At 34.5% G+C, this 14,426-nt stretch carries 12 protein-coding genes and 1 other annotated feature; of the genes, 3 read left to right on the top strand and 9 right to left on the bottom strand.

The window, feature by feature from the left end; all coding sequences use genetic code 11:
• Positions 1 to 23: 23 nt before the first annotated feature.
• The 7 genes from BFG57_RS00360 to mce form a co-directional block, all read right to left on the bottom strand.
• On the bottom strand, positions 24 to 773 hold the full coding sequence (locus BFG57_RS00360; protein ID WP_069715462.1) for a class I SAM-dependent methyltransferase: 750 nt from the start codon (positions 771 to 773) through the stop codon (positions 24 to 26).
• Between the two features lie 452 nt (positions 774 to 1,225).
• On the bottom strand, positions 1,226 to 2,608 hold the full coding sequence (locus tag BFG57_RS00355) for an aldehyde dehydrogenase (protein ID WP_069715506.1): 1,383 nt from the start codon (positions 2,606 to 2,608) through the stop codon (positions 1,226 to 1,228).
• A 317-nt stretch (positions 2,609 to 2,925) separates the two neighbouring features.
• Complete coding sequence (rnz, locus tag BFG57_RS00350; protein ID WP_069715505.1) at positions 2,926 to 3,840, bottom strand: ribonuclease Z; 915 nt, start codon at positions 3,838 to 3,840, stop codon at positions 2,926 to 2,928.
• Between the two features lie 18 nt (positions 3,841 to 3,858).
• Positions 3,859 to 5,145 carry a DNA polymerase IV gene (locus BFG57_RS00345; RefSeq protein ID WP_069715461.1) on the bottom strand — a complete coding sequence of 429 codons (1,287 nt, stop codon included), beginning with the start codon at positions 5,143 to 5,145 and terminating at the stop codon, positions 3,859 to 3,861.
• Positions 5,146 to 5,378: 233 nt separating this feature from the next.
• Positions 5,379 to 6,497: a tripeptidase T gene (locus tag BFG57_RS00340; RefSeq protein WP_069715460.1), complete on the bottom strand. Its 1,119-nt coding sequence runs from the start codon at positions 6,495 to 6,497 to the stop codon at positions 5,379 to 5,381.
• Between the two features lie 44 nt (positions 6,498 to 6,541).
• The gene (locus BFG57_RS00335) at positions 6,542 to 8,089 is read right to left on the bottom strand and encodes an acyl-CoA carboxylase subunit beta (protein WP_069715459.1); all 1,548 of its coding nucleotides are present in this window, start codon (positions 8,087 to 8,089) and stop codon (positions 6,542 to 6,544) included.
• Between the two features lie 2 nt (positions 8,090 to 8,091).
• Positions 8,092 to 8,508, bottom strand: coding sequence for a methylmalonyl-CoA epimerase (gene mce / locus BFG57_RS00330; protein WP_069715458.1), 417 nt, complete (start codon positions 8,506 to 8,508; stop codon positions 8,092 to 8,094).
• A gap of 250 nt (positions 8,509 to 8,758) precedes the next feature.
• Between mce and prli42 the strand changes: the two genes are divergently transcribed.
• Complete coding sequence (gene prli42, locus BFG57_RS18725) at positions 8,759 to 8,854, top strand: stressosome-associated protein Prli42 (RefSeq protein WP_175428231.1); 96 nt, start codon at positions 8,759 to 8,761, stop codon at positions 8,852 to 8,854.
• Between the two features lie 173 nt (positions 8,855 to 9,027).
• Positions 9,028 to 9,295 (top strand) — a binding site (T-box leader).
• Positions 9,296 to 9,385: 90 nt separating this feature from the next.
• Complete coding sequence (gene lysS, locus BFG57_RS00325) at positions 9,386 to 10,846, top strand: lysine--tRNA ligase (RefSeq protein ID WP_069715457.1); 1,461 nt, start codon at positions 9,386 to 9,388, stop codon at positions 10,844 to 10,846.
• 205 nt (positions 10,847 to 11,051) lie between these two features.
• On the opposite strand, the gene BFG57_RS00320 is transcribed toward lysS, so the two are convergent.
• Entirely contained in the window at positions 11,052 to 11,255 is a 204-nt protein-coding gene (locus tag BFG57_RS00320; protein WP_069715456.1) for a hypothetical protein, read from the bottom strand.
• Between the two features lie 117 nt (positions 11,256 to 11,372).
• Between BFG57_RS00320 and BFG57_RS00315 the strand changes: the two genes are divergently transcribed.
• On the top strand, positions 11,373 to 12,518 hold the full coding sequence (locus BFG57_RS00315) for a stalk domain-containing protein (protein ID WP_069715455.1): 1,146 nt from the start codon (positions 11,373 to 11,375) through the stop codon (positions 12,516 to 12,518).
• A gap of 311 nt (positions 12,519 to 12,829) precedes the next feature.
• On the opposite strand, the gene BFG57_RS00310 is transcribed toward BFG57_RS00315, so the two are convergent.
• Positions 12,830 to 14,197, bottom strand: coding sequence for an NHL repeat-containing protein (locus BFG57_RS00310; RefSeq protein ID WP_069715454.1), 1,368 nt, complete (start codon positions 14,195 to 14,197; stop codon positions 12,830 to 12,832).
• Positions 14,198 to 14,426 lie beyond the last annotated feature (229 nt).

Here is a 14,426-nt window from a genome sequence, read left to right as displayed (position 1 = left end):
AGAAACATTTTATAATTAACTTCTTACTTTTTAGCAATGATCATAAACCGTTTGGAATTCGTACGAATCCCTTTCTTCGTATTGTTCTGTTCGATGAATCTTTTCAATAATTCTAAGTCCTGCTTATCTTCCCCAAAATTAGGTATGATAGGAGTATGTGTTAACAAAAATATGATGTCTTCAGGCGTTTGATAATAATTTACCGCATCATATTCAAATGTTTGTATGTTAGAAAAACCTGCATCTGATAATTGTTGAACATATCGTGCCTTCAATGTTCCATCCACTACTTTAAAGGATTGTCCACGACCAAATGCTCTTTTTAAATTTAGTTTATCAGCTTCACTGACTTGTTGAGTTAAAAAGGTTCCACCTTCCTTTAATACCTTTGAAACTTCAGTTGAACTAAAAGGAGAATGGTTACAAGAAACTACATCAAAAAAATCAACAGGAAATTGTAAATGATCAGCAGACATTTGATAAAAACGAACATTCGATACACCAGACTTTTCTAAGTTAGCCTGAGCCGTTTTCATCATTCCTTTAGAAAGATCTATTCCAACGAGAGAATGTACTGATGAGGAAATTCCCAATATATTTTCCCCTCCACCTGTACCAATATCAAGAAATACATCTGAACGCTGACACCTTTTCAATACTTCTTCGTAAAAGTCCCATTTAACCCCTTCTGAAGTACATTTCAATTGACTGAAATCCCAACCATTTATTTCTCCAACTTTATCATAAAAATTTTGATATTCTAATTCATTCATAATTGTTTAACTTCCTTTCAAATAAAAAACAAGGCTTAAGGATATGTTAAATAAACTAACAGTCCAGTGCCTTGTTTTTGTACGTATTGTAATGGATAACGACACTGTTCAAAAATTGAGTTTTCATAAAAAGGGCATACTTCCCCCTTGCTAGCTGGTACGCGTTTTTTTTCAGCCCGAAAACTAATTACTTCGAACAATACGATAAGTCATCCAATTCACCTCATTTGAAAGATTATATTTATTATAATTGATCCAATCTATTATTGAAAGATGAATTCTCATAATTTATTCTTGAGTGTGAAATTAAGAATTAAACAAAGTATCGTAACTTTTGTTTTTCAACAATGCAAAGAACACCTCCGAGATATTGATGCATGATCAACTCGAAGGTGTTTTATTTTCAATTTATTTCATGTCGTATATAAAATGGATTCACTATTTTCACACTCTTAATTAAAGAAACGTTTCACCATTGCAAGACCATTCTTTGCAGATGGATAACGGAAGCTCATATCAAAGCGAGTCGTTTGCTTTAAGACACTTTTCATATGTGAAAATGCGTGGAAGCTTCCTTCTCCATGATAACTACCCATACCACTCTCTCCAACACCACCAAACGGTAAATACGGTGTTGCAATATGCATTAACGTATCGTTCACAGTACCTCCACCATATGAAATTGAAGAGTTTATTAATCTCTCAACTTCATCACTTTGTGTAAATAAATATAAAGCGAGCGGTTTAGGACGGTTATTCACTTTCTCAATCACTTCGGAAAGGTCGGAATATGTGAACATTGGAAAAATAGGGCCGAAGATTTCATCCTGCATAACAGGTGAGTCCCAACTCGCTCCTTCGATGAAGGTAGGTTCAATTTTTAAAGTGTCTCTATCTGTTTTACCACCGAAAACAATTTGTCCGTCATTCAAATATGATGCTACTCGATCAAAATGAGGTTCATTCACAATTTTCCCATATTTGTCATCTTTAATTGGTTCTGATCCATAAAATTCAGCAACTACTTGCTTCATTTCTTCAACCAGTGCCTCTTTAACATTTTCATGAACTAACAAATAATCAGGAGCAATACACGTCTGACCAGCATTCGTGTATTTTCCAAACACAATTCGTTTTGCTGCAAGTTTAATATTTGCATCATGATGAACAATGCATGGGCTCTTTCCACCTAGTTCAAGCGTTAATGGAATAAGTTGTTTCGAAGCTGCTTCCATTACAATCTTGCCAACTGGTACACTACCTGTAAAGAATATATAATCAAATGGTTGTTCTAATAATGTTTGGCTTGTTTCCACTCCGCCTTCAATGACCTCAATGTACTCAGAAGGAAATACTTCACTTATGATGCGAGTAATCACTGCAGAAACTGTAGGTGTTAACTCAGATGGTTTTAATACAGCAGTATTTCCCGCTGCAATTGCCCCTACTAACGGAGATAACGCCAGTTGAAAAGGATAATTCCACGGAGCGATGATTAACGTTACTCCATACGGTTCAGGCATGATATATCCTTTTGACCCCACATGTGTTAGAGCCGTTTTTACTTTTTTCGGTTTCACCCATTTTTTCAGATTTTTAATTGAAAAACTAATTTCCTCATATACAATACCAAGTTCTGTACTATACGCCTCGAACTCAGATTTATTCAAATCCTTCTTCAAAGCATCATTTACATCTGTCTCATATTTTTTTATTCCATCTTTTAACGCTTGTAGTTGTTTTAAACGGAATGAAACAGGTTTAGTTTTTTGGCTATAATAATAGCTTTTTTGCTTTTCAATAATTTCTTCCACTTCTGAAGCTACTTGATCCATCACTAACATTTTCCCTCACTCCTTATACACTAAATTTTTCATGTTCCATTCACTGATAATATTATTTTATAACCTGAAGTTTGAATCATAATAAATAAATTAATAATCTTTATGTCGAATTTATTAAACGTTTAATCATATCATAATACCAATTTTTTACGATGTCAAAGAAAACACTATCTACATAGAATGAATCCTACACATGTGCTTTTATTCACATTTAATTTGCTCTATACAGCATATTACTAATGTATTCGATAGCATTACTATATTTCCTGTTTACAAAAAAGAAGCTTGGAATATTCCAAACCCCTTTATTAAATATTATATTTTGAAAAATCTTCTGCAACGTCCGTATGTGGAAAAATAGACTCTGCTTCTTCTTTCAACTGTTGAGCTCCTTTAATTTGATATCGTGAGCTTATATGTGTAAGTATAAGTTTCTTAACATTCGCCTTTTTCGCTATTTCAGCTGCTTGTGTAGCAGTAGAATGGAAATATTGATGTGCAATTTCTCTATCTGCATCAGCGAATGTAGCCTCGTGAACTAGCACATCTACATCCTGTGCCAACGATAGTGACGCTTCACATGGACGAGTATCTCCTAACACAGCAATTTTTTTACCAGCTTTTGCTGGACCTAGATAATCGTTTCCATTCAATATTTCTCCACTATCTAGCTTAACTGTTTGACCTTCTTTTAATTGCTGATAGATCGGTCCTGGATGCACACCTCTATCTCTTAATTTCTCAACAAGTAATTCACCACGTTTATCCTTTTCGACAACTCGATACCCATAACTAGGTATGCCATGTGATAGCTTCTGCATTTCAACCGAAAACAGTTTGTCTTCAAAAACGATTCCTTCTTTTCCTTCAATAATCTGAAGTGGATACTTCAAATGTGTTTGACTAACAGAGAGTGCTGTTTCAACGAATGTAGCTAACCCTTCTGGTCCAAAAATGGTTAAAGGTGACGTTCCACCTTGAAACGAACGGCTCCCGAGCAAACCTGGTAATCCAAAAATGTGATCACCATGAAGATGTGTAATAAAAATATGCTCAATTCGTCGTGGACGTATTGATGTATGTAAAATTTGATGTTGTGTTGCTTCACCACAATCAAACAGCCAGACAGATCCGCGCTCTTGGTTCATGTTGAGTGCAATTGATGATACGTTCCGCTCCTTTGCAGGAATTCCTGCACCTGTTCCTAAAAATAAAAAATCCAATGCTCTTTCCTCCGTCATTTATTGCTCTTCTTTACTACCAAAACGGTAATGGCGTAAAAAATCCTTTTGGAAGCTCGTACCTTTATGCTTCTCACCGCCCTCTACATTCCGCTTCGTCCTCACATCTTTCCCCTTTTTAATACTATTTTCTCCATACTTATCACGTATAGACTGTATAGTTTCATACAATGGCTCTTTCTTTACTTCTTCTGTATATGAAAAAAGATCAAGTTGACGAAATGCTTCAGCCTTTTCTTCTAATTGCTGTGCTGTCACACCTAATAATCGAATAGGCTTATCATTCCAATGCTCATTGAACAAGTAATAAGCTGCTTCAAAAATGTCAGCTTCCTTATCTATACTTTGAGATAGTTTACGGCTACGTGTAATCGTTTTTCGATCATGATAGCGCATCGTTAATTGAATATTCCAACTCACCATACCTTGACGGTTCATTCGTTTCGCTACTGAACTAGACAACTCCTGCAATACAAGACGGATTTGCGCTTCATCTGTCGTATCGTCTGGTAATGTTTTAGAATTACCGATGCTTTTGAAGTCTGACAGAGCATCTGGATCTACGACACTATTATCAATCCCATTTGCTCTCTCTTTCAGACGAATGCCATTAATACCGAGTAACTCTTTTAAAGTATAGTCATCTGCATTTGCTAATTCACCGATAGTTTGAATATGTACAGAATTCAATTTTTCAGCGGTTCTTTCTCCTATCCCATGCATCTCCACAACTGGAAGTGGCCACAACTTTGTTTGTACATCACGCTTACGTAATACAGTAATCCCCATTGGCTTCTTCATATCTGAGGCGGTTTTTGCAAGAAATTTATTCGGTGCTACACCAATACTGCATGGTAAGTCTAATTCATTCATAATATCGAACTGAATTTGCTTCGCTATTTCAACCGGTGACCCTAGATCACTACTACTAGTTATATCCATATATCCTTCATCAATCGAAACAGGCTGAACGAGTGAGGCATATCGAGATAAGATTTGAAACATAGCAATAGATGTTTGGCGGTATAGAGGAAAGTTAGGGCGTCTAACAATTAGCTCTGGACATAAACGTTTTGCCTGCCAAAGTGTCATTGTCGTCTTCACACCTTTTGCACGCGCTTCATAGCTACTTGTCACAATGATCCCTCTGCGCTCTTTCGGATTGCCAGCTATCGCTAATGGTTTACCCTTTAATGATGGATCATTCGCCATTTCAACAGATGCATAGAAACTATTCATGTCGACATGTAAGATTACCCTGCCTTGTTTTGGATACATTTCTTTCAATATTCATCACCACACATACGTGCAAAATTACTAACTTTATGATACAGCAGTCTCTCTATATTTTCCATCCTTCACTTGTAAAGTCATTTCCTGTTTGCAAATTTGCTGTAATACAAATGAAAACAGAAGCCTTCTCACTGTTAAGCAGGCTTCTGTTTCAAATTTCATTATTATAAATAACTTTGTGTAACTAGAGGATGTATGTACCTCTTTACATATATTGAAGCTGTTCCTTATTTTGCTGCTTCTTCAATGACTGCTAGCACGATTTCAGCCGTCTTCACTAGCTCTTCAATCGGCATCTTTTCATTTGTTGTATGAATTTCTTCATAACCAACAGCTAAGTTAACAGTTGGAATTCCAAGTCCGTTGAAGATGTTTGCATCACTGCCACCACCACTTGTAAACAATTCTGGCTTGCGTCCAATTTTCTCAGCAGCGCGCTTTGCAATTTCAACAACAGCATCACCATCTTTGAACTTAAAGCCAGGGTACATCACTTCAACATCCACATCAGCACTTCCACCCATTTGTTCAGCTGTTTGCTCAAACGCTTCTTTCATCTTTGCTACTTGCACTTCCATCTTCTCAGGTACAAGTGAGCGTGCTTCTGCTAAAATATCAACGCGGTCACATACGATATTTGTTTGCTTTCCACCTTCAAATCGACCTATATTAGCAGTTGTTTCATCATCGATTCGACCAAGAGGCATTTTGGAGATTGCTTTTGCTGCAATTGTGATCGCCGAAACACCCTTTTCTGGTGCAACACCTGCGTGAGCAGTTTTTCCATGAATGACTGCCTTCACCTTCGCTTGTGTTGGTGCAGCAACGATAATGCTTCCAACTTTACCATCTGAATCTAATGCATAACCATATTTTGCTTTCATGTATGAAGCATCAAGCGCTTGTGCGCCAACAAGCCCTGATTCTTCTCCAACTGTAATGACAAATTGGATATCTCCATGTTCAATATTGTTTTCTTTTAATAGACGAATTGCTTCAAACATTGCAGCGATTCCAGCTTTATCATCGGCACCAAGAATTGTCGTACCATCTGTTACAATCTTATCACCTTCAATTGATGGTTTAATACCATTACCTGGTACAACCGTATCCATATGCGAGGTGAAATAAATTGTATCAACACCTGCTTTTGTTCCTTTTAATGTACAAATTAAATTATTAGCATCGTGATCGGTAATTTCTCTCGCATTATCTTCTTCAACTTCAACACCAAGTGAAGTAAATTTTTCTTTTAATACTTCTGCAATTTTTGCTTCATGTTTTGTTTCAGAATCTACTTGCACGAGTTCCAAAAATTCGTTTACAATACGTTCTTTGTTAATCATTGGAATCCTCCTTTTTGTTCATGAATATTGTAAAATAACAAAACTTATAACGGAATATTGCCGTGTTTCTTCTTCGGACGTTCTTCCTTCTTATTACGTAACATCTCAAGAGCTTGAATAATTTTAATACGTGTTTCGCGAGGATCAATGACATCATCAACCATACCCATAGAAGCAGCTACATATGGATTTGCAAACTTATCACGATATTCTTCAATCTTCTCGGCACGTTTCGCCTCAGGATCTTCACTATCATTAATTTCACGAGCAAAAATAATATTTGCAGCACCTTGTGGCCCCATTACAGCAATCTCAGCATTCGGCCATGAATAGACGACATCAGCACCAATTGCTTTACTATTTAGTGCTACATAAGCACCACCATAAGCTTTTCGAAGAATAACGGTTAACTTCGGTACTGTCGCTTCGGAATAAGCATACAAAATTTTCGCACCATGCCTTATAATTCCACCATGCTCTTGCTTAATTCCAGGGAAGAAGCCTGTTACATCTTCAAACGTAATGATTGGAATATTAAATGAATCACAGAATCGAATAAAACGAGCTGCTTTATCTGAAGAATCAATATCTAATCCCCCAGCCATTACTTTCGGTTGATTACATACAAGCCCAATAACTTCACCTTTTATTCGCGCTAACCCAACAACAACATTCTTCGCAAAGTCTTTATGAATTTCCATAAATGATCCTGTATCAACCACTTGTTCAACAACGACACGCACATCGTACGGGCGAATCGCATCAAATGGAATGACATCAGTTAACTCAGGTCGATAGTCATCTTCTCCATCATATTTTGCTACTGGTGGTTTTTCTTCATTACTCTGAGGTAAATAACTACATAAACGACGTACATCCTCTAATACTTCTTGTTCTGACTTAGCAGAAAAATGGGCATTCCCGTTAATTGAATTATGTACTTTAGCTCCACCTAAGTCTTCAGATGAAATTTTCTCCCCTGTAACTGTTTCAATTACTTTTGGTCCTGTAATAAACATTTGACTTGTTTTCTCAACCATAAATACGAAATCAGTGATTGCTGGTGAATAAACAGCCCCACCTGCACATGGTCCCATAATAACTGATATTTGTGGAATTACTCCTGAATATATCGAGTTACGGTAGAAGACATGCCCATACCCATCTAATGATACCACACCTTCTTGAATACGCGCTCCTCCAGAGTCATTCAAACCAATGATCGGTGCGCCATTCTTAGCAGCTAGATCCATAACCTTCGATATTTTTTGAGCATGCATCTCACCAAGTGCCCCACCGAACACTGTGAAATCCTGTGAAAAAACAAAGATGAGGCGACCATGAATCTTACCATAACCAGTCACAACACCTTCACCTGGACCTTTCTTACCACCAAGTCCAAAATCTTGGCAACGATGTTCAATGAAAGGATTTAGTTCAACAAACGTTCCTTCATCTAATAATAGGTCAATTCGTTCTCTAGCGGTAAGTTTGCCTTTTTCATGTTGTTTATCAATCTTATCATCGCCACCACCAAGCTCAACCTCTCTACGTTTATCATATAACTCATTTATTTTTTCATATATATCCATCTTTACATATCCCCCTTTGTTTGCTTCTCACAAAGTTCATATAACACACTGCCTGTTGATTTCGGATGCATAAAGGCAATTTTCGCCCCACCAGCACCTTTTTTAGGCTGCTCATGTATCATTCGAATTCCGTTCTGCTTCATATCTGCGATTCGCTCTTCAATTGAGTCTACCCCAAGTGCAATATGATGAATTCCTTCTCCCTTTTTATCCAAAAACTTTGCAATCGCACTCTCTTTTGAGAGCGGTTCCAATAATTCGATCTTAGATTCACCAATTTTAAGAAAAGCAACCTTAACATCTTCTGATTCTACTTCTTCAATACCAAGAAGCTCTAATCCAAGATGTTCCGTATATAATGATAATGAACGTTCAATAGACTCGACCGCTACACCAATATGATCAATTTTTTTTGCCATACTTATCCCCCCTGATGTTTAATTATTTTAAAATGTATCACAAGTTTTATTCCAGAAAAATGAGCGAGCGTTTGCTCATAATTCACCTTGTAAACTATTTCGCTAAAACTTGTCGAAATTCCTGCTATTATCTAAAAATTCAGGGTGATTTGTTTATATAGTAAATTAATGAGTTTATATAAGTAGCTTGTCTTATCTACAGAAGCCCGTTAAAATAAAAGAAGAGGAATGTTCTTAAGGAGGAACAATAATGCGTCGTAAAAAAACGATGAAAGTCATGGTCTATCTTATGGTTATATCTATGCTACTTTCTTCACTACTCGCTGGTGTTAGCTTTTTATTCTAATAGTAAAATAAAACCATATATTAAAAGGGGGAGCTTGTTCATACAGGCTCCCCCCTTTTAATATAAAATAATATTTAAAATGCTAGATTTTGATTGTATTCACCTTTTCCTTTGTATATATTGACAAAATCATCTAACTTTACTAAAATATTCTATAATTATTAAACGCTGAATAAACGGCTATGAAGAGAAGAGTAGTTATGATTAATTATTTCCAGAGAGCTCCAGTAGGTGGGAAGGAGCAATAATGATCTTAATGAACAAAGACTCAGAGCTTCGCACGGATCTAGGATCATAATCTTAGTGATACTGCGACGGGATCTCCCGTTACAGAGATAGGGTATAATCAATGATTGTAATTGACGTACCCGAAGAGGTTGATATGGTGACATATCAATAAACTGGGGTGGTACCACGAAGTTCATAACTCTCGTCCTCAAGATGAATAATCTTGGGGGTGGGAGTTTTTTGTTTTAATTTAAAACTTTTAATTTACACAAATTAACAAATAAATGAATGGAGTGGAAATGAATGAGTAATGAACAAAGAGAGTTAAGAATAAAAAAATTAGAAACTATACGTTCTCATGAAATTCAAGTATATCCTGAGAGGTATTCTACAAATTATGAATTAAATGAAGTCTCTGTACTTGAAGACGGAACTTCTGATATAAGAGTTGCGGGAAGAATAATGAGTATTAGACACTTCAAAAAATTGAGTTTTATTACTGTATCAAATATCCAAGCAAGTTTACAACTTCTCTTAAAAGAAGACGAAGTTGGGGAGAAACTCTTTAATCAATTTCATAATTTATTTGACATAGGTGATTTTATCGGCGTTGAAGGACATCTATATACTACAAAAACAAAAGAAAAAACTTTGCGTGTTATGAACTATGTATTTCTCGGAAAAGCCTTGAGAACTCTGCCAGAAAAATGGCATGGCTTAAGTAATGTTGAACTTCGATATAGACAGCGCTACTTAGATTTGATAATGACACAAGAAACACAAAGTCGATTATTGGCAAGAACGAAAATGACTCGTGACATTCGAAGGTTCTTTGAGGATCATAATTTCCTTGAAGTAGAAACGCCTATTTTGCAACACTCATCATCAGGTGCACTAGCAAAACCATTTAAAACCTTTCACAATTCTTTAGATACTGAATTAAACTTACGTATAGCTCCTGAAACTTATCTTAAGAGATTGATCGTAGGAGGATTTACGAAAGTATTTGAATTTGCAAAATGTTTTAGAAATGAAGGACTCAGCCCACAACATCTTCAAGAATTTACAATGGTTGAAGGCTATGCTGCATACTGGAATTATGAAGATACGATGAAATTAATGCGTGAAATGATCCTGTTTATACTTGAACAAACATTTAATAGCACCACCCTAACAATACAAGGTCAAATAATTGACTTTTCGTTAGAATGGGACATCGTCTCCTTTAAAGATATCATTTTGAGAGACACAGGAATTGATATTGACCTTTATCCAAATGTTATAGATTTATATGAAGAAACGCAGCGAAACAATATTGATTTAGAGCATGAACATATTGAATCTCTCGGTAGAGGTAATTTTATTGATTTGCTTTACAAAAAAATGTGTCGTCCAAAACTTATAAAACCAACTTTTTTAATTCAGCACCCTATTGATTTATCTCCACTGGCTAGAGCTAATCAACATAACCCTACTTTAACAGATCGATTTCAATTAGTCGTAAATGGTGTCGAAATAATAAATGCCTACTCAGAACTAGTTGACCCACTTGAACAAAAAAGAAGGTTAGAAGTTCAAGCTATTCTTAAGAGTAATGGTGATCTAGAGGCTATGGAGATGGATGAAGATTATTTAACAGCGATGGAGTATGGGATGCCCCCTATTTCTGGTTGGGGATTTGGTATTGAGCGTCTGTTAATGGTTCTAACAGATAGTGAAACGATTAAAGACTGTGTTATGTTTCCATTAACTAAAAAACAGTAAAGTAACATGTACATCAGTGAGGGCTATTATCCTTTACCCCCACTGATGTTTATTTGAACTAACCTCGTAATTAATGACGCTTGTTCTCCTAACTAAGCTTCGTTTACTTAGTGAATTTAACCCTATTAAAACACGATAAAACTCCACCATAATAGCTTCGACATGTAATATTATTGAATTAAATCAACTAGGAATAAAACACCGCTTAATTATTTTCATTCATCATCTTTTTTAAACGAGGCACAACATCTCCCTCTATTGCATCATCTAAATCTTCCATCCTTACTTCAAGATTAGAAATAATATGCTCAAATTTTGTCAATTTAGCACTCTGTTGAAACAGTGCAATCCCCATAATCACATTGGACAATAAAACTAGAATTAAAATAATCTTATAAAGTTTATTCATAATATTACTCCCCTAAACAAGCATATCTTCCCATAAATATACAAAACCTTCTTGACATTCTATCAAACTATAAAATACCATAAAATGTATAAAAAGTATTGGAAGGGAATGTTTTTTATGAAAAAAATGATTCTATCAGTCCTTAGTTTATCAATCATTCTTTTTATTATTTCATCAATTATCACACATAGAGTCAATGCAAATGAAATAGATGTATCTCTAAATGAATATCAATCTATATCAAATCCTCCTCTTATGAAAAACGGGAGAATACTGCTGCCTTTAAGAGAACTAGCCACTATTTTTGAAGCAGCTGTTTTTTGGGATGAAAGCGAAGAGAGAATAACGATCATAGGAGTAGAATACAAAATCGAGATGTATCTTAATAAGAAGGAAGTAGCATTGAATGAAGCTACGGCTTACCAGTTGGATGTACCACCAGTCATTCATCGAGGAATCACGTATGTCCCAGTCCGTAACCTTTCAGATTTATTCAACGTTCCTATTACATGGGATGAACAAACTTCTACGTTACATATTAATAACGAATCTAAATATGTTTGGAACCAGTTGGAAGAGATGATTTACTGGGTCGATAAAAATAATGGTATGTTATACGGAAGTAATAACAGAGAAATGGCTATGGGGATGGGAGATACAAACATTGAAATTATAGACCGTTCAGATTCGACTATTAATTTACTAAATGATGATACTGTATTATTAGAAGTACATTCAAATTATGGAGAGCCTCATATAAATGATGAAATATTTAAGATTCTCATTAAAAATGGAAATGTAGTTTATGAAACTGATATAAAGTACCATGGACATAACTCATTTTACAGCATTAGATTCTATCAAGATTATATATTAATGTTACAGGATTCTACACTAAACTTTGTAAAAAACACCGGAGAAGTTGCGTATTCTTACGACCTATCTAAAATTACTGAAATTGATGACATCTTCACTGTTGAGTGGGTTAATAACGATTACTTATTAATACGTCCCTATCAGCTAGAAACATTAATGCTCATAAACCGTCACACAAATGAAACAACCTTATTATATAAAAATCTTGCAAATCATAATGTTAAACAACTAATTGATGACTATGTAAATGAGTATCCCCATTCTGACTTTCAATATGCAGGGGATAACTTAAGATTGCTTGAAGAAAAAGATGGTGTATTATATTTTCAGTATGATCATTATTTTTCTTCTGAACAGGAGATAGTTGAATATAAACTTAATCCTTGATTACGATCAAATCAAACCAGACCAATGCGTATATTGTTTTTTACTCTAAAAAGCCATTAAAACAGCCCTCCAGATCATCCCTTTATTGTATGCTTATTTAAATAAATGAAACACAATCTCCTCTTGAATAAGTATAGTTAATATCAGTACTTATCCAAGAGAAGATTGTGTGAGTATAAAACTATTAATTAGGCAAATTAAAGTGAAACTTCAATCAATGAGGTTTTAACGTCAGTTGAAACATGATTAAACGATATACATTTGACAAACAAACGTACTGTTTTATAATCTTGTTTCTAAACACACCTCTTCTATTCCACTTGTGACACCATAATCCCATCATTTGAATAATTATTTTGATAAACTTGATTAGAATCTCCTTTAACATAGAAAATATTATAAAATTCTATTTTATCCTCTGGTGATAGAAATACATATAATTGAATTCCAATATTCCTTGATTTCAAATTGTCTATATCTACTACGTTAATATGTACAGGATTAGGAAGTTGAGGAACAACAAAATATTCATAGTTGAGTGAAAAATATGAATGATCTCCTTCTGATAGTCCGGATGTTTTTTCTTCTCCTAAGACTTGAATAACCTCTCCCTTTGTCATACCAATTTCAAGCTTTCTTTCTAGATCTTTTACTTTTTCTTCTATCTCTTTATCGGTTACTTTTTTTTGATATTCAATATCGTTTTGTTTGTATTTCTCTACTCTATCTTTTAATTTTTTCTTGTGTTTTTTTCCTGGATGTAATTCAAATACTTTAAGGCTATCTTTCTCTGGAGATAATAGATATATATTATTTTTATCAACTCTAATCATATGCACTGGAATATAATCTATATTTTCTATAGGAATTCGGATAGCTCCCTTTACCTTCCCATTGAAATCTGCAACTTCAATTGTTGTTTCAGTCATGATAATGCTCACATCTGGTGCTACTTCAGTTTTTTTGTATACTAACTCATTATTAGAAATACTTAATACATCTAATGCGCCAAAGGAATGATCATAAGAAACAGGAATTTCGTGATTTTTACTTCCTGATAATTTTATTTTTCCATTTTTCTCATCTACTTTTTTTTGTATAATATCAATACCCACGGATCCTTCTAGTAATTTTCCATTATATTTTTTACTCTTATTGTTCAAACTAAATGCAACTATACCTGCTTGTTCTACAAATACTTCACTACCTTTGGCAGTTAATGAAGTAGGTACTTTTATTTCTTTTGGTATCTCATGTGTGTTTAGCAACTCTCCGTTTTTGTTGTATTGATTTACAACCGAAAGACCGTTATCTAAAATGTATAGATCTTCTTTATTATCTACATATATATCCTGACCAAATCTGAAGTTATCCATGTTTATGTTATGTGTTTGGTTACTTTTTAAATCCCTGATTACAACCCTCTCGTTTACATTATCTAATATAAAAATTTTCTGCTTTCGTACAAAATAACTATTTGGTCCTTTTCCTAATTTTTCAAAACCATCTGGTATTAAGCCTACTTCTTCACTACCACTTCCGTACGCAAATTCAGTCAATAAACTCATTTCCTCAACCTCTAGAACATTTACACCTTCTACTTTAGTCTTATTCTCAATTGATATTAACCATATAAACAACGTCAGAAGTATTGTAACAAATAGCAATATCTTTTTCATAAAATATCCCTTCCCAAAATATTGATGATATCTAATAATAAGATATTAATAGATGAAAACTAACATTAACAAAAAATACAATATATGTTATTTTCAAATAAACCTATTGTATCAATATTCTATTTCCTATTGAAAAAAACAATAAAAAAAGAAACTTCCTTCATTTCTCAATGATAGAAGTTCCTCTTTTCTCACATCAACTTACTTCTAATTTCAGCTCAATTATATA

It is taken from the genome of Bacillus solimangrovi, from assembly GCF_001742425.1.
GTDB lineage: Bacteria > Bacillota > Bacilli > Bacillales > Bacillaceae_N > Bacillus_AV > Bacillus_AV solimangrovi.
Note: the sequence above shows the minus strand (reverse complement) of the source record. Positions and strands in the feature narration are given on the sequence as shown.